Annotated in this window: 19 protein-coding genes and 2 tRNA genes; 11 read left to right on the top strand and 10 right to left on the bottom strand. The window is 56.6% G+C overall.

Going from position 1 to position 19,940, the window contains the following annotated elements:
* Positions 1 to 112 precede the first annotated feature (112 nt).
* The gene (locus ABVF61_RS20040; protein ID WP_353995297.1) at positions 113 to 988 is read left to right on the top strand and encodes a LysR family transcriptional regulator; all 876 of its coding nucleotides are present in this window, start codon (positions 113 to 115) and stop codon (positions 986 to 988) included.
* A 6-nt stretch (positions 989 to 994) separates the two neighbouring features.
* On the opposite strand, the gene mnmC2 is transcribed toward ABVF61_RS20040, so the two are convergent.
* The gene (gene mnmC2, locus ABVF61_RS20035) at positions 995 to 1,717 is read right to left on the bottom strand and encodes a tRNA (5-methylaminomethyl-2-thiouridine)(34)-methyltransferase MnmC2 (protein WP_353995296.1); all 723 of its coding nucleotides are present in this window, start codon (positions 1,715 to 1,717) and stop codon (positions 995 to 997) included.
* A 123-nt stretch (positions 1,718 to 1,840) separates the two neighbouring features.
* Between mnmC2 and ABVF61_RS20030 the strand changes: the two genes are divergently transcribed.
* Both ABVF61_RS20030 and ABVF61_RS20025 read left to right on the top strand, forming a co-directional pair.
* Positions 1,841 to 2,998, top strand: coding sequence for an NAD(P)/FAD-dependent oxidoreductase (locus tag ABVF61_RS20030; protein WP_353995295.1), 1,158 nt, complete (start codon positions 1,841 to 1,843; stop codon positions 2,996 to 2,998).
* Positions 2,999 to 3,528: 530 nt separating this feature from the next.
* Positions 3,529 to 4,008: a YbaK/EbsC family protein gene (locus ABVF61_RS20025; RefSeq protein WP_353995294.1), complete on the top strand. Its 480-nt coding sequence runs from the start codon at positions 3,529 to 3,531 to the stop codon at positions 4,006 to 4,008.
* Between the two features lie 36 nt (positions 4,009 to 4,044).
* Here ABVF61_RS20025 and ABVF61_RS20020 read toward each other — a convergent pair whose 3' ends face one another.
* From ABVF61_RS20020 to cysQ, 4 genes are all read right to left on the bottom strand, one after another.
* The gene (locus ABVF61_RS20020; RefSeq protein WP_353995293.1) at positions 4,045 to 5,058 is read right to left on the bottom strand and encodes a GDP-mannose 4,6-dehydratase; all 1,014 of its coding nucleotides are present in this window, start codon (positions 5,056 to 5,058) and stop codon (positions 4,045 to 4,047) included.
* A gap of 217 nt (positions 5,059 to 5,275) precedes the next feature.
* A complete protein-coding gene (cysN, locus tag ABVF61_RS20015) occupies positions 5,276 to 7,183 on the bottom strand; it encodes a sulfate adenylyltransferase subunit CysN (protein WP_353995292.1) in 1,908 nt (635 codons plus the stop codon).
* Between the two features lies 1 nt (position 7,184).
* Positions 7,185 to 8,114 (bottom strand): sulfate adenylyltransferase subunit CysD, encoded by a 930-nt coding sequence (gene cysD / locus ABVF61_RS20010; RefSeq protein WP_353995291.1) that lies wholly within the window; start codon positions 8,112 to 8,114, stop codon positions 7,185 to 7,187.
* Positions 8,115 to 8,185: 71 nt separating this feature from the next.
* Positions 8,186 to 9,028: a 3'(2'),5'-bisphosphate nucleotidase CysQ gene (gene cysQ, locus ABVF61_RS20005; protein ID WP_353995290.1), complete on the bottom strand. Its 843-nt coding sequence runs from the start codon at positions 9,026 to 9,028 to the stop codon at positions 8,186 to 8,188.
* Positions 9,029 to 9,613: 585 nt separating this feature from the next.
* Here cysQ and ABVF61_RS20000 point away from each other — a divergent pair.
* From ABVF61_RS20000 to ABVF61_RS19990, 3 genes are all read left to right on the top strand, one after another.
* The gene (locus tag ABVF61_RS20000; RefSeq protein WP_353995289.1) at positions 9,614 to 10,120 is read left to right on the top strand and encodes a PilZ domain-containing protein; all 507 of its coding nucleotides are present in this window, start codon (positions 9,614 to 9,616) and stop codon (positions 10,118 to 10,120) included.
* 118 nt (positions 10,121 to 10,238) lie between these two features.
* A complete protein-coding gene (locus ABVF61_RS19995) occupies positions 10,239 to 10,745 on the top strand; it encodes a PilZ domain-containing protein (protein WP_353995288.1) in 507 nt (168 codons plus the stop codon).
* 258 nt (positions 10,746 to 11,003) lie between these two features.
* Entirely contained in the window at positions 11,004 to 11,564 is a 561-nt protein-coding gene (locus ABVF61_RS19990; RefSeq protein WP_353995287.1) for a hypothetical protein, read from the top strand.
* A gap of 364 nt (positions 11,565 to 11,928) precedes the next feature.
* Here ABVF61_RS19990 and ABVF61_RS19985 read toward each other — a convergent pair.
* Positions 11,929 to 12,003 (bottom strand) — tRNA-Gln (locus tag ABVF61_RS19985).
* A 339-nt stretch (positions 12,004 to 12,342) separates the two neighbouring features.
* Here ABVF61_RS19985 and ABVF61_RS19980 point away from each other — a divergent pair.
* A tRNA-Pro gene (locus ABVF61_RS19980) sits at positions 12,343 to 12,419 on the top strand.
* Between the two features lie 146 nt (positions 12,420 to 12,565).
* On the opposite strand, the gene ABVF61_RS19975 is transcribed toward ABVF61_RS19980, so the two are convergent.
* The 4 genes from ABVF61_RS19975 to pcaQ all read right to left on the bottom strand — a co-directional run bounded on the left by ABVF61_RS19975 (position 12,566) and on the right by pcaQ (position 16,746).
* Positions 12,566 to 14,299 carry a DUF6798 domain-containing protein gene (locus ABVF61_RS19975; RefSeq protein ID WP_353995286.1) on the bottom strand — a complete coding sequence of 578 codons (1,734 nt, stop codon included), beginning with the start codon at positions 14,297 to 14,299 and terminating at the stop codon, positions 12,566 to 12,568.
* A gap of 210 nt (positions 14,300 to 14,509) precedes the next feature.
* On the bottom strand, positions 14,510 to 15,121 hold the full coding sequence (locus tag ABVF61_RS19970) for a ferric reductase-like transmembrane domain-containing protein (RefSeq protein ID WP_353995285.1): 612 nt from the start codon (positions 15,119 to 15,121) through the stop codon (positions 14,510 to 14,512).
* Positions 15,122 to 15,141: 20 nt separating this feature from the next.
* Positions 15,142 to 15,630, bottom strand: coding sequence for a peptidase associated/transthyretin-like domain-containing protein (locus ABVF61_RS19965; protein WP_353995284.1), 489 nt, complete (start codon positions 15,628 to 15,630; stop codon positions 15,142 to 15,144).
* A gap of 195 nt (positions 15,631 to 15,825) precedes the next feature.
* A complete protein-coding gene (pcaQ, locus tag ABVF61_RS19960; protein WP_353995283.1) occupies positions 15,826 to 16,746 on the bottom strand; it encodes a pca operon transcription factor PcaQ in 921 nt (306 codons plus the stop codon).
* A gap of 92 nt (positions 16,747 to 16,838) precedes the next feature.
* Here pcaQ and pobA point away from each other — a divergent pair, with 92 nt between their 5' ends.
* Genes pobA through pcaH form a run of 4 tightly spaced genes read left to right on the top strand, consistent with a single transcriptional unit; the run spans position 16,839 to position 19,938 of the window.
* Positions 16,839 to 18,008 carry a 4-hydroxybenzoate 3-monooxygenase gene (gene pobA / locus ABVF61_RS19955; protein WP_353995282.1) on the top strand — a complete coding sequence of 390 codons (1,170 nt, stop codon included), beginning with the start codon at positions 16,839 to 16,841 and terminating at the stop codon, positions 18,006 to 18,008.
* On the top strand, positions 18,008 to 18,808 hold the full coding sequence (gene pcaD / locus ABVF61_RS19950; protein ID WP_353995281.1) for a 3-oxoadipate enol-lactonase: 801 nt from the start codon (positions 18,008 to 18,010) through the stop codon (positions 18,806 to 18,808). Before pobA ends, pcaD begins: the two co-directional genes overlap by 1 nt.
* Positions 18,792 to 19,187 (top strand): 4-carboxymuconolactone decarboxylase, encoded by a 396-nt coding sequence (pcaC, locus tag ABVF61_RS19945; RefSeq protein WP_353995280.1) that lies wholly within the window; start codon positions 18,792 to 18,794, stop codon positions 19,185 to 19,187. The genes pcaD and pcaC overlap by 17 nt, the downstream gene beginning before the upstream one ends.
* A gap of 25 nt (positions 19,188 to 19,212) precedes the next feature.
* The gene (gene pcaH, locus ABVF61_RS19940) at positions 19,213 to 19,938 is read left to right on the top strand and encodes a protocatechuate 3,4-dioxygenase subunit beta (protein WP_353995279.1); all 726 of its coding nucleotides are present in this window, start codon (positions 19,213 to 19,215) and stop codon (positions 19,936 to 19,938) included.
* Positions 19,939 to 19,940 lie beyond the last annotated feature (2 nt).

Genomic DNA, 19,940 nt, shown 5'->3' with positions numbered 1-19,940 from the left:
AAATTGTGAGAAACGCACTTGTCTCAAGACCTGGTCATGGCTTGTGTTTTGAAGGCGATGTGGCGACTTGGACAAAGGCACACCGTGCAAAACGGAGAGTAGCGAGCACCCCATGGACCTTTCCAGAATACCCCTGAATGCGCTTCGGGCGTTTGAAGCATCGGCACGCTTGCAGAGTTTCACGCGCGCGGGGCTGGAACTCCGCGTTTCTCAGACGGCCGTTAGCCATCAGGTGAAATCGCTTGAAGAAACGCTTCGAGTGTCGCTCTTCAAACGTGGATCGCGCGGCGTCACGCTGACGGACGAGGGTCAGGCGCTGCTCCCCGTCCTCAGCGACGCCTTCCGCCGCATGAGCGATGCGCTCAACCGGTTTGAGGACGGCAACTTTCGTGATGTTCTGACAATCGGCGTGGTTGCGAGCTTTGCAACGGGATGGCTCCTGGGTCGCTTGAGCGATTTTGCCGCTCTTCATCCGCACATCGATATTCGCCTGAAGACAAATAACAATCGCGCCGATCTGCTGACAGATGGTCTGGACTGTTTCATCCGCTTCGGAGACGGAAGCTGGCATGGCACGGAAGCCGTTGCCCTTTTCGGTCCTAAGCTCTTTCCGGTCTGCGCTCCGGAGCTTGCCCGCCAGCTTCGCGCGCCTGCAGACCTGTTGGAAAAGCCTCTGCTTCGGTCCTACCGGCTGAACGAATGGGCGCTCTGGTTCCAGTCGGCTGACCTGCCACCGCCGCGCAGCCGGGGCTGGATGTTCGACACGTCGCTTGCCATTGTCGATGCCGCCGCCCAGGGCGCCGGCATCGGCCTTGTGCCGGTTCGTCTGTTCGAGCGCGACCTTGAGAACGGACGGATTGTGCAACCCTTCGACATCGGCATTGAAACAGGCAGTTACTGGCTCACCTGGCTCAAATCGCGCCAGGAGACCACTGCCATGCAGACGTTTCGAAGCTGGATTACCGAGCAGGCGGTGTCAGAGACCTGAAACACATCACGCCTTGCGGCCAACAACCATCTCGCGCTTGCCGGCGAACCCCGGCTTCTTTTCGATCTCAAATCCGGCGGCCTGAAGGTTGCGGCGGACCCAGCCGGCCGCAGTATAGGTCGCAAGCGTGCCACCGTCCGCCGTCAGGTCAAAAGCCGCTTTCAAAAGCCCCTCCTCCCAGAGCTCCGGGTTTTTGGCCGGACTGAACCCGTCGAGATACCAGGCATCCACGGCGATGGGACCTGGAGGCACGCCCGCCTTTTCCCCTTGAGTACCGGCAAGATCCGAAATCAGCTCCCTTGCATCACCAACCCCGAGGAACAGCTTGGCGCCACCAACGGTCATACGGTTCCAGCCCGGCTCTGGCTGCCACACACTCAGCAGTTCTTCAGAATACGCATTCAGTTCCGGAAACGCGTCCAACGCCCGCTTCAGTTGGGGGGCCGAGAGCGGAAAAAGTTCGAAGGACAGGAAACAGAGCTCTGATGGGTTATTTCCATCGCCAACCGCCGCCAGCGTCGTCAGGAAGTTGAGCCCCGTCCCGAAGCCGAATTCCGCTACAGTAAAGGTTTCGCGGCCCAGAAACCGTTCCGGCAATCCATTTCCTGCCAAAAACACATGTCGGGTTTCTTCCAGCCCACCTGCCTTTGAAAAATAGGTGTCCTGGAACCCGGAGGCCTTCGGTACATCGCCTTCAAGCCATTCCAGTTGAGGAGCACGTGTAACCATTGCTGCTGCGTCCTTGCGTCCGCGAACCAGACGCTTCTTGTGCGTTCCAATTTCTTTGCCAAAACCGCCGTGTTCTCTTATGAGAGCCGAACGACGCAATCAAGACCGGAGACCGAGCGAAACATGCCGTCCACCAGCGCCGCGCCATTTGACATTGCCATTGCGGGTGCCGGCATTTTCGGTCTTTCGATCGCCCGCCGGGCCATTCAGCAGGGCCTTCGAACCGTCGTTCTGGAAGCAGGGCATTTCGGCGCGGGCGCCAGCGGCGGTCTGCTCGGCGCCCTGATGCCGCATATGCCGGCGCGCTGGAACCCGAAGAAGGAATTTCAGTTCCAGGCGTTGCTCTCGCTGGAAGACCATGTGCGGCAACTTGAGGCGGACACGGGTTTAAGCTGCGGCTACACCCGCTGCGGGCGCATTCTGCCGCTGACGACGCAGGACAAGCTTGATCATCATCTAGAGCGCGCGGAAGAAAGCAAAACACGCTGGCGTCCGGAAGAAACAGGGTTTTCCTACGTTGTTGAACCTGCTGGCAGCCGGTCGGACTGGCTGGACTCGGCCGCAGCACCTTATGGCATTGTTTACGAAACCCTGGCGGCACGAGCCTCTCCTCGCCTCTACCTTTCTGCCCTGGCCGCCTTCGTGCGCCGCGAAGCGACTTTGCTGGAAGGGGTCAAAGTCGTTGGATACGACGAAACATTAGGCAGGATCGCACTTGACGGGCAGTCGGATCTGACCGCTCGACATCTCGTCCTTTCCGGCGGGTTCGCAGCCTTTGATCTAATCGAACAGTTTGTCGGGGAGCGGATCGGCCGCGGCGAAAAGGGTCAGGCCCTCCTGCTTGACGGCGCCGGACTGGAAGACAAGCCTGCCATTTATTGCGAAGGGCTCTATGTGGTTCCCCACGGCAACGGCACCGTGGCAGTCGGCAGCACCGCGGACCGTGACTTTACAGACGCCGCCCCGTCCCCCGCCAGAACCGCTGAACTGATTGCCCGCGCCCAGTCCTTTTGCCCCTCGCTGGAAGGACGTGAGGTTCTGACCGAATGGGCCGGGATCCGTCCGAGATGCAATCGCCGCGATCCCGTTGTCGGCAAGCTGCCGGGCTCCGACAAGGTGTATGCGGCGACAGGAGGCTACAAGATTTCATTCGGCATTGCGCATTTGATTGCCGATTGCCTGATCTGCGACGTGACAGGCGAAAAACCGCAGCATCCCTTGCCCCAAACGTTTCAGCCGGGTCATCACTTCGGCGACAACCTGTTGAGAAGCGATCAATAAACGCGGAAACAACAGCACACGTTTCCCGGCAGCGATACGCAAGGCAGCGCGGGGCATTGGTGTTATCTCAAGAGTGTAGAACGTGGAGGTGTTGGGTCTAAAGTGACGATACGATCGTGTAGAGACCAAAAAAGCTGATGGAGATGGAGCCCCAGAAAAGAAGGTTCTTCGCGACAAGTACTGGGAGGCTTGCAACTTCGGCGCGCGGTCTCGGCAGGACAGCCGGTTCCGTTCTTCCCAACTCCGGGTTACGAACTTCCCTCATTGCTGTCATGGCTCTGGCCATAGTGGCGATCCTCGAAACTTGGTGCGCTCAAGACGCTAAAACGTAATTCTCCGTCGCATTAGTAATAAGCATTAGGGAGCAAGTGTTTAACTCCCGTTTAAATTCAGTATGAATGCTTTCTTAATTTCTGACATGTGGAAATTAATCCTATACACAATTTGTTTTCGGGCCTTTTGATTGCGGCAGGACTCGGTCAATGTCAGATTTTACAATGCCGGATTTAGAAACAGGGAGTATTTAGAGCATGAGCCTTTCCAGTGTTCGCGAGCATCTTTCGGCCGCTGCGCCGGATCTGGTCATCATCGAGACAGAGAACAGCAGTGCAACCGTGGAGCTGGCAGCACAGGCCCACCGTGTCCTACCCGGACAAATTGCAAAAACGCTTTCGCTTCAGGTACGTGACAAGATCTTTCTGCTTGTTGCCCGCGGGGATGCCCGCCTGGACAACAAAAAAACGAAGGCTGCGTTCGGTGCGAAGGCCAGGATGCTCAGCCGTGAGGAAGCCGAAACCATGACAGGTCATCCGGTTGGCGGCGTTTGCCCCTTCGGTCTGGCGCAGCCCCTGCCCGTTTACTGTGATGTATCGCTGAAGGATTTTGATATTGTGATCCCGGCAGCCGGTGCAACCAACGCCGCTGTCAGAATTGCCCCGGACCGAATGGCTGACATAACCAATGCCGAATGGGTGGATGTGTGCCAGTCACCAGGCGGAAACACGCCCTAGGCCATACCTTCATCAAGACCAAAGTGTGCAAACGACCTACACCCGGTAGTAGTCCCGGTACCATTCCACGAACTTGGCGATCCCTTCGCGCACGCTCGTTTTCGGCGTGTATCCCGTGAGTGTTTTCAAAAGATCCGCGTTGGCCCAGGTCGCTACAACGTCTCCTGGCTGCATCGGCATCAGGTTTCGTTCAGCCTTCTTTCCGGTTGCCTCTTCAATGGCATCAATGAAGTCCGTGAGCTGAACGCTTTTCGAATTGCCGATGTTGACGATCCGCCAGGGCGCAACCGGCGAGAGGCTGTCGCCCTCCGGCACTTCTTCGCCCTCAGCGAGCCGCACCGGCACCGCGTCCATCAACAGGCGAATACCCTCAACAAGATCCTCCACATAGGTGAAATCCCGCTTCATGTCGCCGTAATTGTAGACGTCGATCGGCCTCCCCTCGAGGATGGCTTTGGCAAACTTGTGATGCGCCATGTCCGGACGGGCCCAGGGCCCATAAACGGTAAAGAAACGGAACATGGTGATCGGCAGGCCATAGAGATGGGCATAGGAATGCGCCATCGATTCCGTTGCCTTCTTGGTCGCAGCATAGAAGGACACCTGGTGATCGGCCTTGTCGGTCTCCGTGTAGGGCATCACATCGTTTGCGCCATATGCAGATGACGTCGATGCCAACAGCATATGCTCGGGCGGACAGGCGCGAGCCGCTTCCAGGAGTTCGAACGTGCCGCAGATATTGCTTTCCAGGTAAGACCGCGGGTTCTCGATCGAATAGCGAACCCCTGCCTGCGCCGCCAGGTGAATGACGAAATCCGGCTTTTCGCTCCGAAACAGGGTCATCAGGAGATCGGATGCCTCGACGCGGTCGTTGATCGCCTGGTAGTGCTCGTGCTGCAGCAGCATCTGCTGTCTGCGCTCCTTGAGCCGGACGTCGTAGTAGTCCGTCATGGCGTCCAGTCCGATGACCCGGAAGCCGTCCTTTAACAGACGCGTGCACAAAAAGTATCCGATAAAGCCCGCTGCACCGGTTACCAAAACGGTTTTCATCTGCGCCTATAGCCCCTTAGAGCCCATTGAAGAGTGTTGGAAGGCGTCTTAAAGGGCTTCGCCGCCCCGGGCAACGGCAAAGTCCGGTCCCGGCGCGGAAATAAAGCTCTCTATTGATGACCTGCGCAGGCAAGCGGGCAAAAAGAAAGGAGCAGCGCCCGGGATCGAACGCTGCTCCTTTGATGTTCTTCAGAATTTCTGTTGCGCGAGCACTGACTTACGAGTTCAAGAACCCATGTTCGCGCAGATACGCAATCACGTCCTCGGCAATGTCCTCCGGATCGCGATTGACGTTGTGAATATGAAGTTCCGGGTTTTCCGGTGCTTCATAGGGGCTGTCGATACCGGTGAAATTCTTGATTTCGCCCCGGTCAGCCTTCGCGTAAAGGCCCTTCGGATCGCGCTGGCGGCAGACGTCGATAGGTGTGTCGACAAAAACCTCGATAAATTCTCCCTCACCCAGCAGGTCGCGTGCCATCCTCCGCTCGGACTTGAATGGCGAGATGAACGAAACCAGCGTGATCAGACCGGCATCGGTAAAGAGCTTTGCAACCTCGCCGACCCGCCGGATGTTCTCGACACGGTCCACATCTGTAAAGCCGAGATCCTTGTTCAGGCCGTGGCGGACGTTGTCGCCGTCAAGCGTGTAGGTGTGCCGCCCGTCGATATGGAGCTTCTTTTCCACGATCGAGGCAATTGTCGACTTGCCGGATCCGGAAAGGCCGGTGAACCAGAGGACCGCCGGTTTCTGACCGAGCTTTTCGGAGCGTGCCGTGCGGTCGACATCAAGTGCCTGCCAATGGATGTTGCTTGCGCGCCGGAGGGCGAACCAGACCATGCCCGCGCCAACCGTCGCATTGGACATCCGGTCGATCAGGATGAACGATCCGGTCGACCTGTTGGCCTCATAGGGATCGAACGGAACAGAGGACGACAGGGCAAAATTGCAGAACGCTATCTCATTGAGCTCCAGCGTCTTGCCCGCGACGTGCTCAAACGTGTTGACGTTGATCTTGTGTTTGATTTCAGAAACCGTTGCCGTCACGCTGCGCGTTCCAATCTTCAAGAGATAGGGGCGCCCCGGAAGCAGAGGTTCGTCACTCATCCAGATCACATGTGCGGCAAACTGGTCGGCGACGTCAGGGCGATGTGCAGTCGATGACAGAAGATCGCCGCGCGAGATGTCGATTTCGTCTTCCAGCGTGATCGTGACCGCTTCGCCTGCACGCGCTTCGGGAACCTCGCCGCCCGCGCCGACAATGCTCTTAACCTTGGATATCTTGGCCGGTCCGGCCACCACGAGTTCGTCGCCTGTTGCCACGCGACCGCTTGCGATCGTGCCGGAATATCCGCGAAAATCGAGGTTGGGGCGATTGACCCACTGGACCGGGAAGCGGAATGGCGCTTCCAGGGCATCTTCACCGACCTCGACCTTTTCCAGATGCTCGAGCAGCGTCGGGCCCTGGTACCAGTCCATGTTCTGGCCCCTGGCTGTGACGTTGTCACCGAAACGGGCGGACATCGGGATCGCCTGGAGTGTCTCGAAGTCAAAACCGTTGGCAAAGACCTCGAATTCCTTGCGGATTTCGTTGAAACGTTCCTCCGAATAACCGGCGAGGTCGATCTTGTTGACCGCAAGCACCACATGGCGAATGCCGAGGAGCGAGGCAATGAAGGCGTGGCGGCGTGTCTGGACCATGAGGCCGTTGCGTGCATCCACCAAGAGGACCGCAAGATCCGCCGTGGAAGCGCCGGTTGCCATGTTGCGGGTGTATTGCTCGTGACCCGGCGTGTCGGCGACGATGAACTTGCGCTTGTCCGTGGCAAAGAAGCGGTAGGCAACATCGATCGTGATGCCCTGCTCGCGCTCCGCCTCCAGGCCGTCCACCAGAAGGGCGAGATCGATATCTTCTCCCACTGTCCCGTGTTTCCTGGAATCGCGTTCAAGCGCGGCCAACTGGTCTTCAAAGATCAGCTTGGTGTCGTAAAGTAGGCGGCCTATCAGGGTCGATTTGCCGTCATCCACGGAGCCACAGGTAAGAAAGCGCAGCTGGTCCTTGGTTTCCTGTGCGAGGATATAGTCCGTGACAGCGGTTTCAGCGGCTTCTTTAACGTCGACAGTCATCTTAGAAATACCCTTCCCGCTTTTTCTTTTCCATGGACGCGCTTTCGTCCTTGTCGATCAGACGCCCCTGACGCTCGGACGTGCGGGCAATCAGCATTTCGCGAACGATGGCGGGAAGCGTGTCTGCATCCGATTCAATGGCGCCGGTCAAGGGATAGCAGCCAAGTGTGCGGAACCGGACCTTCTTTTCCTGGATGATCTCGCCCGGCAAAAGCTTCATGCGGTCATCGTCGACCATGATGAGCATACCGTCGCGTTCCACGACCGGCCGCGTGGCTGCCAGATAGAGCGGCACCATCGGAATGTTTTCCGTCAGGATGTACTGCCAGATGTCGAGTTCGGTCCAGTTGGAGAGCGGAAAGGCCCGGATGCTTTCGCCCTTGGCGACGCGGGCATTGTAGAGGTTCCAAAGTTCCGGGCGCTGGTTTTTGGGGTCCCAGCCATGACTGGCATTGCGGAAGGAAAAGACACGTTCCTTGGCGCGGGACTTTTCTTCATCGCGGCGCGCACCTCCAAAAGCCGCGTCGAACCCGTATTTGTCGAGCGCCTGCTTGAGGGCCTCGGTCTTCATGATGTGCGTATGAACAGACGAGCCGTTGTCGAACGGATTGATGTTCTTTTCCAACCCCTCGGGATTGGTGTAAACCAGAAGATCCAGTCCCAGCCGCTTCGCCGTATCGTCGCGAAACCGGATCATGTCCCGGAATTTCCATGTTGTATCGACATGAAGCAACGGAAACGGCGGTTTGGACGGATAAAACGCCTTCATGGCAAGGTGCAGCATGACGCCGGAGTCCTTGCCGATGGAATAGAGCATCACCGGGTTGGAGAACTCTGCCGCCACTTCCCTGATGATATGGATGCTTTCCGCTTCCAGCCGCTTCAAATTGCTGAGGCGCTCGGGCGTGATCCCGTGAGATTGCATATTCATGTTCGCTTTTTCCGTTATGTCCGGCGAGCCGGCTTTATCTGGATCTGTCCTGTCTTTTTTGTGGCGGCCGACTAAAGAGCCGGCGCAGGCTCCGGCAGCAGCGCCGTGGAGCTGAGGGCAATGAAATGCGGATTGCGCAGATCGTCCTTGGTTGCCTTGGGCGGGACCCGATAGACGAAGTCCGACCCGCATTCCGCCAGAACAACAGAACCGCCCGCAGCGCGGACAACTGCGTCCCCGGCTGCGATGTCCCACTGCATGGTCGGGGCAAGACGCGGATAGAGATCGGCCTTTCCGGCTGCTACCCAGCACAGTTTCAGCGAAGACCCCACCGAAAGACGTTCTGCGACATTGAGCCTGTCAATGAGGGCAGATGTTTCTTCTGACAGATGAGAGCGGCTGGCGAGCACGCTGAGGCCCTCATTCGGCGGTGTCCTGACGGTGATGCGTTCGGCGCCCTGGATGCTGCCCTGCACAACATTCGCCTTGTAGGCGCTTGCCGATCCGGAAGCGGCAGCGCTTGCGAGAGTGCCCCAGTAAATCTCACCGAGGGCCGGCGCATAGACGACGCCAAAAACGGGAACCCCATCTTCCACAAGAGCAATATTGACAGTAAATTCGCCGTTCTTCTTCAAGAACTCCTTGGTACCGTCAAGCGGGTCCACCAGGAAATAACGCGTTCCGACTGCTGGAAGGTCCCCGGCCTCGACGGCTTCCTCGGCAACCACGGGAATATCGGGAAAGGCCTCCGTCAAACCGTCCAGAATGATCTTTTCAGCGGCTGCGTCAGCCTTGGTGACAGGCGAACCATCAAGCTTGTTTTCAACTTCGAACGGCTCGGCATAGATCTTCAGGATCTCCTCACCGGCACGGACAGCAAGCTGGCTCAGCAAGGATATCTGCTCTTCAGTCATGAACGCCTCGTATTCCCCAAAACCGCTTGATTCCGGGATAATTTGTCACTCTGTTAGCCCGTAGGTAACTGGAACGCGTCTCTCAACACAAGAAATGCTGTTCCACAGATGCCTCAGAATGGAAAACCCGTGAACAAACGCTTCCTTGCACGAAGGTGTTTTTTCCACTTGGCCGTCCACGGTACGAAGAAGCACGCACCTTTGAACGCAGTTCCGGGTTCCGGGTCCGCCAGTGCGGAGCCTCGCTTTCCTGTTCTGCTGCAATGCAACATCACCTGAGTTGCACTCTAAAATCTGAAAGCGCACTCCGCAACAAAACTCTTCAATAAATTGCAATTAAACAGCTGACTTCAACCATAAATTACTTTTAATTTTAATTGATTTTTATTTTTTTACGTTGTTCAGAGAATGTTTTGCGAAAAATTCCCTCCTAAAATTCTATCGAAACATCTTTAGAGGCTGAAAGTGGAATATTCAGAACTTTCTAAACGTTTTCAGGGTCAGATTCACTTCTTGGAAACGGCTTTGAACTAAGCTCAATTGACAATAGGGGCTGACCGATTTCCGAGCCGATGCGAGATGATCATGTCAAACGCCGATCCTGCACCGCAGCAAAACGCGGAAAATGAAGACGCAGACGAGTTCACGCCACGTGAGCGCCGAGCACGCGTATACAAGAAAGGCAAGATGGTCTTTCAAAACGGGCTGAGATCCATTCCGTGCGTCGTCCGGAACATATCCGACGGCGGCGCCATGCTGGAATTCGATCAGGCCTACATCCTGCCCAAGGATTTCGAACTCTACATCGATCTGGAAGACTACGAGGTTTCTTGTGAACGCCGTTGGGAAGCGGGCCTGAACTGCGGCGTCATGTTTACCAGCGAAAGACGCCACGTAGCGCAACAGCGCCGCCAGGCGCTGAATCCGTCCGATCCGGTTCCGCAGAACGGACTGGAGCCTCTTTTCGGCGCCTTCGGCAAAAGCGCTGAACCCGAAGACGAAGAAGATGCAGCGGCAGACGAGACCGCGAAAGAAGATAACCGGCCCCAGCCACCGGCGGGCGGCAAACCTTCCTTCGGCAGACGGCGCTGACCTGAATCGCCTTTTGCATGTTTGCAGCGGTATTCACGGAATGACAAGGACTTACTGGTAAAAAGGACAGGTTCCTGGGTGCCAAGCGTCCCGAATGACCGTGAGATGTGAAACGAACATGCCCGACATAAAAGAAACAAACGAGCAGCCCACCGCAAAACAAGAAGAAGGCCAGAACGAGCGTGCCCGCAGAATGCGCGCACTGAAAAAAGGCAAACTGATCTTCAATCGCGGTCTGCGTTCCGTTCCCTGCATTGTCCGCAACCTCTCGGAAACAGGTGCAAAACTCGAATTCGAGCAGGCTTACCTTCTGCCCCATGAGTTTGTCCTGCAGATCGATCTGGAGGACTTCGAAGTCACCTGTGAACGCCGTTGGGAAGACGGCTTGCGCTGCGGTGTCGAATTCACCAGTGAAAAGCGGTCGGTCGGAAAGCTGCGTGCGCAGATACTCAAATCGTCCGACGAAGCACTCAAGGAAGAGATCGACGAGCTGCGGGATTCACCCGACAACTATTTCTCGCGCAAGCGAGTTCTGGACGCCCAGAAACAGTCCGCCCACGAGCAACCGACCCGGACCGCCCGCCCCTCCGCCAGCAGCAAACCCGGCTTCGGCCGCCGGCGGTAGACCGCAGGAAGCTCTCGATACCCGGTGGAATTCAGGCGCGCAACCCGTGCGCCCTCACTTGGTAATTCTATTAGGCGTTTCTGCGCTAGCTTTAGGCAGGGTCTGGCGCCGAATTCTTTACGAGGCAACAACAGCGGATTAGTTGCACAAATTAAGCGTGCGTTTGGACTTAGACATTAGCCAGCAATGTAATTTAGTTTGACCTGAATAAACAGTCTGAAGATGCAGCTGATTGTATGAGACTTTGGATAGTCGTACTTGGATTTCTTGAGCGATGGTGGTCAAAATCCGTTACGTTGGGATGTCTGGTGCAATGGGCGGTTTACCCGCACCGTGCCGTATTGCCTCATCTCACGTGTTCAGGAAATCAATTTGAGACCTTATTTGCTTCTGACTGTTTTCCTTTTTCCATCGCCGGGCCTTGCTGACGATTGGTTAACCGCCGAAGAGGCAAGAAATGCAGCTATGGAGTTGCATCAGCAAATTATCCGTGCCGAGAAATCTGGTCTAAAGATACGCAATGGGATCGTCACTGAGACCGACCAGGGAAGGTTATGGCAAGCGGGAGCGGACTTGCTCCGGGGCCTGTTCGAATATCATCAGAAACTGAATGCCAACAACGCACCTTCGATTGTGCCCGAGCAAAGACCTCTGCGTCCAAACCACTTGAAAAAACACACTGACTGCTCATTCGCGGCTGTTCGACTGGCGAGGATCGCCAACGATCTGGGGAACCAAACTGAAACTCCGGACTCAATCTCAAATAGGTATCTTCTTTTCAAGGAAACTGAAAAGAGATGCTCGACTTCACTCAAATGAAATTCATTTTAAAAAAGTTCTCTCAGCGCAATTCAGAAGTTTTGGCAAATTTCTTACGATTGATTTCGCACCTACCCAATCAATACGTAAAATTAATCCGGTCAAGACTGTCTGGCTGCGCTTGCCGGAATAACTACACGCAATTTTAAGTGTCCGAGGGGCGGTCGCCAGAGCTAGAAACAGAACATTCTGGGTAAAGCCGTAGATTTGATAAAGTTATGCGTTTCATTGCAGTTGAATCGAATGCCCAATGAAGTTGCTAGCAGTAGTCAGATTTAATTTTAGACCTGCACAAGGAAATCACTGCGCGACGAAGGGCGACGCATTGGCCGCAACCTTAAAACTGCATTGTCTCTGGGAAAATTGGCTGGGGTGGCTGGATTCGAACCAGCGCATGCCGGTACCAAAAACCGGTGCCTTACCGCTTGGCTACACCCCAAGGCCGTGAAGACGCTGTATAGCGAGGTCGTTTCAGAAGCGCAAGCCTTTGCAGAGGCAATATTCTTAAGCGTGCCATGGGTTTTCCCCAGGTGAGAAAGACGCCGACTTTTGTGAAGGCAACACTGCACGTTTTCCGCATCAGTCCGCCTCTGACTTGTTGCGAAATTATTCTCGTACGCGCTGCTATCCCGCCGGCATTATTTGGTGTTTCAAAAAAAACAGGCACGTGTCAGCAATTCCCTTGCGGGATCAAATGAGCTTTGCTACATGACCCTCCACACAGCGGGGCCTTGCCTCGCTGTTCCCGATGGATTTATGCTAAATCCAAGAGACGTGTCGGAGTGTAGCGCAGCCTGGTAGCGCACCTCGTTCGGGACGAGGGGGTCGGAGGTTCGAATCCTCTCACTCCGACCATTTTTCCAAATACCCGAGGGCAAGTATTTTAGCCCCACGAAAGATCACGTGTAGCCAGCGGTCGGCCCAAAGGCGCTTGGTGGCTGCTTGACCTTCTCCGGACCGAGTTTACCCGGGTCCGTGCTTCGCAGTTTTCTGAAGATACTTCACTGGCTTGCAACGTGATCCTGACGGCAGGTCTTCAGGTTTTCGATCGCGTAGAGCAGATACGTCTCGTTCACAAAGGACGGCTTGCAATTCTCGAATTTCGTGGAGAAGTCTTTTTCGATCACAACCCAGTCGATCTTACGCTGGTCGGCAAACCGCACAAAGGATCCCGGTGTGTGGCTCCGGTAAAGGCTCGCCTGCTTGCCCCAGATCATGAGCCCCGGATAGGACGCGAGCGACGACGACGTACCGTAGACGGAGGCAAATCTCTCCATCCATTCCACGAAGTGGTCTTCAGAAAAGGGAAAGGCCTTTCCAACGAAGACGGCTCGATCAGCTGCCAGGCGGAACTCAATACCCGGGCTGTTTGCAGGAAGGATGAAGACATCGTCCTTGCCGGTCTCGTTCCCGGCAAAGGCGATGACCTCCTCAAACCCGTCCGTGTCGCTGTCGAAGTGACTGGACACCGACACATTATAGGCCGCGGCCATGGCGAGCAGGACAAAGGGAACCGAGACAACCGCCCAGGAAAGGGAGCCAACGCGCCGCAAAAGCTGATCGGAAAACCCAATCAACTTGTGTTCAGCATTTTTCTGCCTGAGGTCCCGCATCGCGGTCTCGATCAGCGCGACGGCTCCGAATATCATCAAAAACCAGAGCCCGAACATCGAATAGCGGGCGGGCCCGAGCGCGGCGATGCTCTTGATGGGATAAAGTTCGACAAGCACATATTGCGCAGCGATTGCACCGGCGTAGGAAAGGGCTGCGATCAACGTGTTCCGCCACGCCCGGTTTTTCATTCGAACAAGCAAAACAGCGACAATCGCGAGCGCAGCGATCAGAAGCGCAAAGGAAACCACCCAGTCGGCGTTCCCGGAAGCACCATACTCAGACGGCAGATAATGGTGGGGATGGCGTTCTTTGACATAGATATCGACAAAGGTCTGCGTGTCGATTGGAGTTGAAACGGCAAAAGTCACTTTGACGAACACAGCTGCGGCCAGCGCGGCAAGAAGGCCTGCGCAATAGCGCATATCCTGCGCGATTTTCCATCGGCTGAGCACAATGGTCGAAAACACCACGGTGTAGAGCGCCATCACCGGATGGAAAATGCCGGCGACAAAAATGAGGAACGGCCCGGCAATCACCCTGCGCTGCCAAATCAGAAGAACGCCCGCCAAAGACAACATCAGGGAAAAGTCCTGCGCCGTTGCGATCAGCCTGACCGGGTACCAGCCTGCGATTAGAAACGCGTCCCCTACCCCGCCGGCCAGCGCTACAAATAAAAGCGGCGCGAACACCAGAGCCAGCGTTTCTTTCAGACGATCCGAATGAGCGTTCGTCCCAGGCGACAGATGCGTTTTGATGGCCGCCCAGATGAAGACGGTCGAGACAATGGGCAAAAGCACCAGAACAAGCGTGTTCAAAACCGAGAGCCCACCCTGGGCGCCACCACCGGACAGTTTCGAAAGCGTCATCAGCACATAGGCGATCGGGTTCCGCGGGTTCAAACTCGCGCTGGCATCTGTGAAAAAGTCGCCTTTAAGGCAGGCAGTATCGAGCAACCTGCAAACCGCCGGCAGATTGTCCGTCGCCGGCCAAACGGCAGCAGATTCACCAAAGTGGGAAAACAAGACAAAGGCAGCGACGACGGCCAACACCAGGGACAAAAGCTTCAGGCGGGCATCGCTCGAAACGCTGACGGACTGCTCGTGGCTTGTCGTGGCTATCATCAGGTCACGCTGCACATGCGTTGGGGTTCACAGGTCTAAAGGTGTCCGTTTCCTTGGAGCGCGGACATTTGCTCGCCTTGTTATAAAATCAAATTGGTTAGGCTTTCGTGCATGCCCCGGCCGAACGGTCTCGCCGGCTGCATGAATGCCCGGCAATCCAAATCAACCGTCGACGGCAATTTTCTGACCGGCAGCGGAACAAACGCCCTGTCAGGTATCCCTCTTCACTCGCGCTGACCAGACTTTCAGGTCGGTGACCACCTTCAAAAAGGCAACAATCACCAGAACACAAAGCCCGACTTTGGTTGCCGTTTCCATGGTCCCTTCGATCAAAAGGGCATGGGCGATGCTGCCGCTGACAATCACCAGGGCAAGAAGTGTGTGGGCCTGGCGCCAGGTGCGTGGGCGAAGACGCAGGCGGCGGCGCAAGAATGCAATAAGCGCGGCGGCAAAGACCGCCCACATGGCAATCACGCCCCAAAGCGAAAACGGTGTCGGCGACCTGAACAATAGAGCGTCGATCACGTCCGGTGGACTGGTGATCCAAAGTCCGCCGACATGGATCACGACGGCAGCAACGAGCGCAACGCCGACCCTGCGATGTACTTTGCGTCCGCGAAGGGATGCAAGACCCGGCAGGTATCCTCCAACAAGAAGCGGTTGAACCAGCAACAGCGCCATTGCCGCGATGCCGGCAAAACCGGCTGCAATATAGACCGGCTGCCGCCATTGCAGCAGCGGGCTGGCCGCGGCTGCGGCCAACGGCACCAGAATGACGGCTGCAAGGGCACTCCAGATCAGGATCGCGCGCAATCTGCGCATGCGCGATTTATCCAACCCGGTCAGGCTGGCTGCAGAACGAAATGGGCTTCCAGGCTGGTGTCCTTCGAGCTTGACATGATGGGCCGGAGAAAAACCGTTTCAAAGTCTTCGCTATCATAAGCCAAGTGTGCGTGCGGCTGTCCGAATGCCGGCACGATCTGCGGCATTTCCAGCCTGAACACGCCATTTGCATCGGTCAGTGTTGCGCCGTGACTGCGTGCATCGCGTTCATGGCCTTCGGTTGTATGCGCCCATATCTGGATACGCTGGCCGGCCAGTGGAGCCCCGTCACCTGCACGGCGCACTGTTCCGGACATCCAGAAGCCGCCGCCACCGATGCGGTCAACGATGGGCGCACCCGGGCGATAATTGTTTGAACCGCCACGCATGGAGCGTGTCGGGGCAAGGCCTTGCGCACTGGCCGGGACAAGAAGCCCGGACACCCCGGTGACTGCAGCGGCGCCACCAGCGGCCAGAAGCGTACGGCGGGTGATCAGGTCAATTGTCATCAAGATCTCTCCTATCGGGACGTTCGACCCTTGGCCCATGACACAGGCCAAGCATTTCCGACGATGAAGTATAGTGCGATTATGTCCTTTTCCGAGACCACGCGGAAAGAGCATGCCGGAAAGATGCTCACGCTTTCGTGAGAAGACAAGTCTTTCGGTTCGGCAGCGCGGGACCAACATGCTGCAAGAGCCGATTCAGGACTTAAGATCCAGATCCGCAATGACGGACTTGACCGCCAGAAGAAAAATCTGCACTTCCGCGCTTTGCCGGGTGCCGGGCCGTGTCATCAGCCCGACCGGACCTTTGGTGATGTCACTGTCAAAAGGCAGGCGAACCAGCGACCCGTCTTCTGTCTCGGTCTGTACAACGCCGGATGAAATGATCCAGACCGCGTCCGTCTGGCGTGTGTAGAGCCGTCCGAAGGCGCCCGAAACGCTTTCAATCCGATGCGGTATCTCCCCGACACCATTGGCGATCATGAAACGTTCGACCAGCGGCCGGATCGCTGCTCCTTCCGGCGGGTAAATGACAGGCCATTCCACGATGCGCTTGACATCGGGAGCCGCCAGCAGCGGGTGTCCCTTGCGAACCACAAGGTCGACCCGTTCGGAGTAAAGCTGTGTGAAGGAAACGCCTTCCATGGCCTCGGGACGGCCGAGACGTCCGATCACGAGGTCTAGTTCGCCCAGTTTCAATCGCTCTATGAGAAACCCGTGGGGACCATCGAGTATCTTGACCATGACGTTGGGGGCAAGTTCGGTGAATTCCCGGATCACGGGCGGGATGAAGCTTGCTGCCACGCTCGGCAAGGCGCCGACCTTCAGCGTCGCACGCGCGTGCTCGCCTTCTTTTTCTACGCCGTCCAGTCCCTGCTGAAGACTGGCCAGCGAGATCTGCGCAAAATGCAGGAAAACCTTTCCCTGCTTTGTCAGCGTGATCCCGGCCCTGTTGCGCGTCATCAGGGTCGCACCGATGATGTCCTCCAGCTCCTTCAGCGTTTTTGAAATCGCTGGCTGGGTCAGGGACAATTTGTCGGCTGCAAGCTTCAGGCTGCGCTCATGCGCGATCTCCACGAAACACTGAATATGCCGGAACTTGATGCGTCGATCGATCATTTAGTTTCCCGTATCAGAAACAAAAAGGCTCAATATCTCATTTTACTTCTCATTTTTGAACATTCAATATAAGGGCAACAGAGGAGAAAGCCATGCGCACTCAGGTTGTCATCGTCGGCGGAGGCCCTTCAGGCCTGCTGCTCGGACAGCTGTTGCACAAACACGGAATTGAGACCGTCCTTTTGGAGCGCAAGACGCGGGAGTATGTTCTGGCGCGTATCCGGGCCGGAATACTGGAGACGGGCCTCGTCAACATGATGCGCGAGGCCGGTGTCGCAGAGCGCATGGACCGCGAGTGCTTCGTCCATCACGGCACCTGCATCTCTTATGAAAACGAGATGTTCGCCATCGATTTCCACAAGCTGATCGGTCAGAACGTCATTGTCTACGGCCAGACCGAACTGACGCATGATCTTTACGATGCGCGGGAAGCAATTGATGCGAAGACGATTTTTGAAGTCGAAAACGTTCAGATAATCGATGCGGACCGGGACGCTCCATATGTAACCTATGTCTCGGGCGGCGCCGAACACAGGATCGATTGCGACTTCATCGCCGGCTGCGACGGCTTTCACGGCGTCAGCCGCAAGACCATTCCGGAGACTGTGCGCAAGGAATATGAAAAGATATTTCCCTTCGGCTGGCTCGGCATCCTCTCCGAAACGCCGCCTGTGCACGATGAACTGATCTACGCGAATTCGACCAGGGGATTTGCGCTTTGTTCCATGCGCAATGAGAAACTGTCACGCTACTACGTTCAGTGCGATCAGGCCGACAACGTCGAGAATTGGAGCGACGACGCTTTCTGGGACGAGTTGAAGCGCCGATTGCCGGAAGCGATTGCTGAGAAGCTGGTGACCGGTCCTTCAATCGAAAAGTCGATTGCTCCGCTGCGATCTTTCGTTACCGAACCCATGCGCTGGGGACGCCTCTTCCTGTGCGGTGATGCGGCACATATCGTTCCACCCACGGGTGCGAAGGGTCTGAATACAGCAGCCTCCGATGTTCATTATCTCCATGAAGCCCTTGTCCGCTTTTACCGGGACAAGGATATGGGCGGGATCGAACACTATTCCGAAAAGGCACTGGCAAGGGTCTGGAAAGCTGAGCGCTTCAGCTGGTCGACGACCAATCTCCTGCACCGGTTTCCGGATCAGACGGATTTCGATCTCAAGATGCAGCGGGCTGAAATAGAGTCTCTGCACTACAATGAAATCGCGCAGAGATGGTTTGCGCAAAACTATGTGGGGCTGCCTTACTGATGAAGATCGCGCGTCTCAGTTCAGTCGACCTTCACTGGAGGGAAGACGGTGACCCGAACGGATATCCGATCGTCTTTGCCAACTCGCTCGGCACGGACCTCCGGCTTTGGGAAAAGATCATTCCGCTTCTGCCGCAAGAGGGCTTTCGCTTCATTCGTTTCGACAAACGCGGCCACGGTCTCTCCTCCTGCCCAAAGCCGCCTTACACCATGGAAGCGCTGGTCACGGATACCGAAGAGTTTCTCGACCAGATCAACGTCGGCGCCTGCATCTTCATCGGACTGTCGATCGGCGGCTTCATCGGACAATCGCTAGCAAGCCGGCGGCCCGAAGCGATCAAGGCATTGGTGCTTTCAAACACTGCCGCAAAGCTCGGCACTGCCGAAATGTGGCAGGACAGGATTGACCGCATTCGCGAAGGTGGAATCGAAGCGATGGCCGATGCCATTCTTCAGCGCTGGTTCGGAGAAGATTTCCGCCAATCGGCGGATGCGACCCTGTGGCGTAACATGATGACCCGCACGCCTGCCGACGGCTATATCGGATGCAGCACTGCGATCGCCGCGACAGACCTGACCGCCAGCACAGCACAGCTGAAATTGCCGGTCCTCGGCATCGGTGGCGAGCTTGATATGGCGAGCTCTCCGGAACTCGTCCGCGGCACGACTGAGCTTATCGCCGGAAGCCGGTATGTCGAGATCCGCAACGCGGGTCACCTGCCCTGCGTGGAGTATCCGGAGATTTACGCGGGCCATTTGACGACGTTTCTCAAGGAGACTTCCCATGTCAGAACGTTATGAACGTGGCATGGACGTGCGCCGCGCAGTCCTCGGCGACGATCATGTCAATCGGGCGGAAAACGGCAAGACGGAACTGGACGGTCCGTTCCAGACGCTGATTACTGAGGGGGCCTGGGGAACAGTCTGGTCGTCCGACGGCATCAGCGCGCGCGAGCGTTCCATGCTTACGCTGGCACTTCTCGCCGCACTTGGAAATTTTGAGGAAATCTCGATGCATATCCGGGCGACCGCCCGAACGGGCGCCAGCAAACAGGACGTGCTCGAGGCGTTTCAGCATGTGGCGATTTATGCTGGTGTGCCACGCGCCAACCAGGCCCTGAAGATTGCCAAGGAAACATATGCGGAGATGGAGCAGAGCGCGCGGCACGCGGCGCGCTGAGCCCACGCTCACAGGGAGAGAAAGCATGAACCAGGGTCCGTTTTATCAACGCGACCGGCGTTGGCAGCCACCGGCGCTGACACCTGACTACAAGACAAGCGTCGCCCGTTCGCCTCAATATTCCATGATCAGCCTCGGAACGACCGTCAGCGAGATCACTGGACCTGTTTTCGGTCACAACGATATTGATCCACGCGACGGCGACCTGTTGACCAACTATGCCAAGCCGGGCGAAAGCCCGATCGGAGAGCGGATACTGCTCCACGGGCGCGTGCTTGATGAGAATGCCAAACCGGTCCCGAACACGCTTGTCGAGATCTGGCAGGCCAACTCGGGTGGACGCTACAGGCACAGGAAAGACACCTACCTTGCGCCGATCGATCCCAATTTCGGCGGCTGCGGCCGTGCCCTGACAGATGACGCCGGTTACTATTGTTTCCGGACCGTAAAACCGGGCGCTTATCCCTGGCGCAACTGGGTCAACAGCTGGCGGCCGGCACATGTTCACGTATCTGTCTTCGGCACGGCCTTTGCGCAAAGACTGATTACGCAGTGCTATTTCGAGGGCGACCCGCTCATTCCCATCTGTCCGATCGTCAACACGATCCCGGATGACGAGGCCATCGAGCAGCTGATCGCAAAACTCGACCTGAATGCGACCATTCCGCTGGATACGATCGCCTACAAGTTCGACATCGTCTTGCGTGGACGCAGGTCGACCTATTTCGAGAACCGTCCGGAGGGCAACTGACC

Source organism: Roseibium sp. HPY-6, assembly GCF_040530035.1.
In the GTDB taxonomy this organism is placed as follows: domain Bacteria; phylum Pseudomonadota; class Alphaproteobacteria; order Rhizobiales; family Stappiaceae; genus Roseibium.
This window is presented reverse-complemented; position numbering and strand designations above follow the sequence as displayed.

Coding starts and splice junctions, on each gene's coding strand:
- ABVF61_RS20020 (WP_353995293.1), bottom strand. CDS start 5,058: ATGAAAACCGTTTTGGTAACCGGTGCAGCGGGCTTTATCGGATACTTT.
- pcaQ (WP_353995283.1), bottom strand. CDS start 16,746: ATGATCGATCGACGCATCAAGTTCCGGCATATTCAGTGTTTCGTGGAG.
- ABVF61_RS19965 (WP_353995284.1), bottom strand. CDS start 15,630: ATGACAATTGACCTGATCACCCGCCGTACGCTTCTGGCCGCTGGTGGC.
- pcaD (WP_353995281.1), top strand. CDS start 18,008: ATGAAGATCGCGCGTCTCAGTTCAGTCGACCTTCACTGGAGGGAAGAC.
- mnmC2 (WP_353995296.1), bottom strand. CDS start 1,717: ATGGTTACACGTGCTCCTCAACTGGAATGGCTTGAAGGCGATGTACCG.
- ABVF61_RS20000 (WP_353995289.1), top strand. CDS start 9,614: ATGTCAAACGCCGATCCTGCACCGCAGCAAAACGCGGAAAATGAAGAC.
- cysQ (WP_353995290.1), bottom strand. CDS start 9,028: ATGACTGAAGAGCAGATATCCTTGCTGAGCCAGCTTGCTGTCCGTGCC.
- ABVF61_RS20025 (WP_353995294.1), top strand. CDS start 3,529: ATGAGCCTTTCCAGTGTTCGCGAGCATCTTTCGGCCGCTGCGCCGGAT.
- pcaH (WP_353995279.1), top strand. CDS start 19,213: ATGAACCAGGGTCCGTTTTATCAACGCGACCGGCGTTGGCAGCCACCG.
- cysD (WP_353995291.1), bottom strand. CDS start 8,114: ATGAATATGCAATCTCACGGGATCACGCCCGAGCGCCTCAGCAATTTG.
- pobA (WP_353995282.1), top strand. CDS start 16,839: ATGCGCACTCAGGTTGTCATCGTCGGCGGAGGCCCTTCAGGCCTGCTG.
- pcaC (WP_353995280.1), top strand. CDS start 18,792: ATGTCAGAACGTTATGAACGTGGCATGGACGTGCGCCGCGCAGTCCTC.
- cysN (WP_353995292.1), bottom strand. CDS start 7,183: ATGACTGTCGACGTTAAAGAAGCCGCTGAAACCGCTGTCACGGACTAT.
- ABVF61_RS20030 (WP_353995295.1), top strand. CDS start 1,841: ATGCCGTCCACCAGCGCCGCGCCATTTGACATTGCCATTGCGGGTGCC.
- ABVF61_RS19995 (WP_353995288.1), top strand. CDS start 10,239: ATGCCCGACATAAAAGAAACAAACGAGCAGCCCACCGCAAAACAAGAA.
- ABVF61_RS19970 (WP_353995285.1), bottom strand. CDS start 15,121: ATGCGCAGATTGCGCGCGATCCTGATCTGGAGTGCCCTTGCAGCCGTC.
- ABVF61_RS20040 (WP_353995297.1), top strand. CDS start 113: ATGGACCTTTCCAGAATACCCCTGAATGCGCTTCGGGCGTTTGAAGCA.
- ABVF61_RS19975 (WP_353995286.1), bottom strand. CDS start 14,299: ATGATAGCCACGACAAGCCACGAGCAGTCCGTCAGCGTTTCGAGCGAT.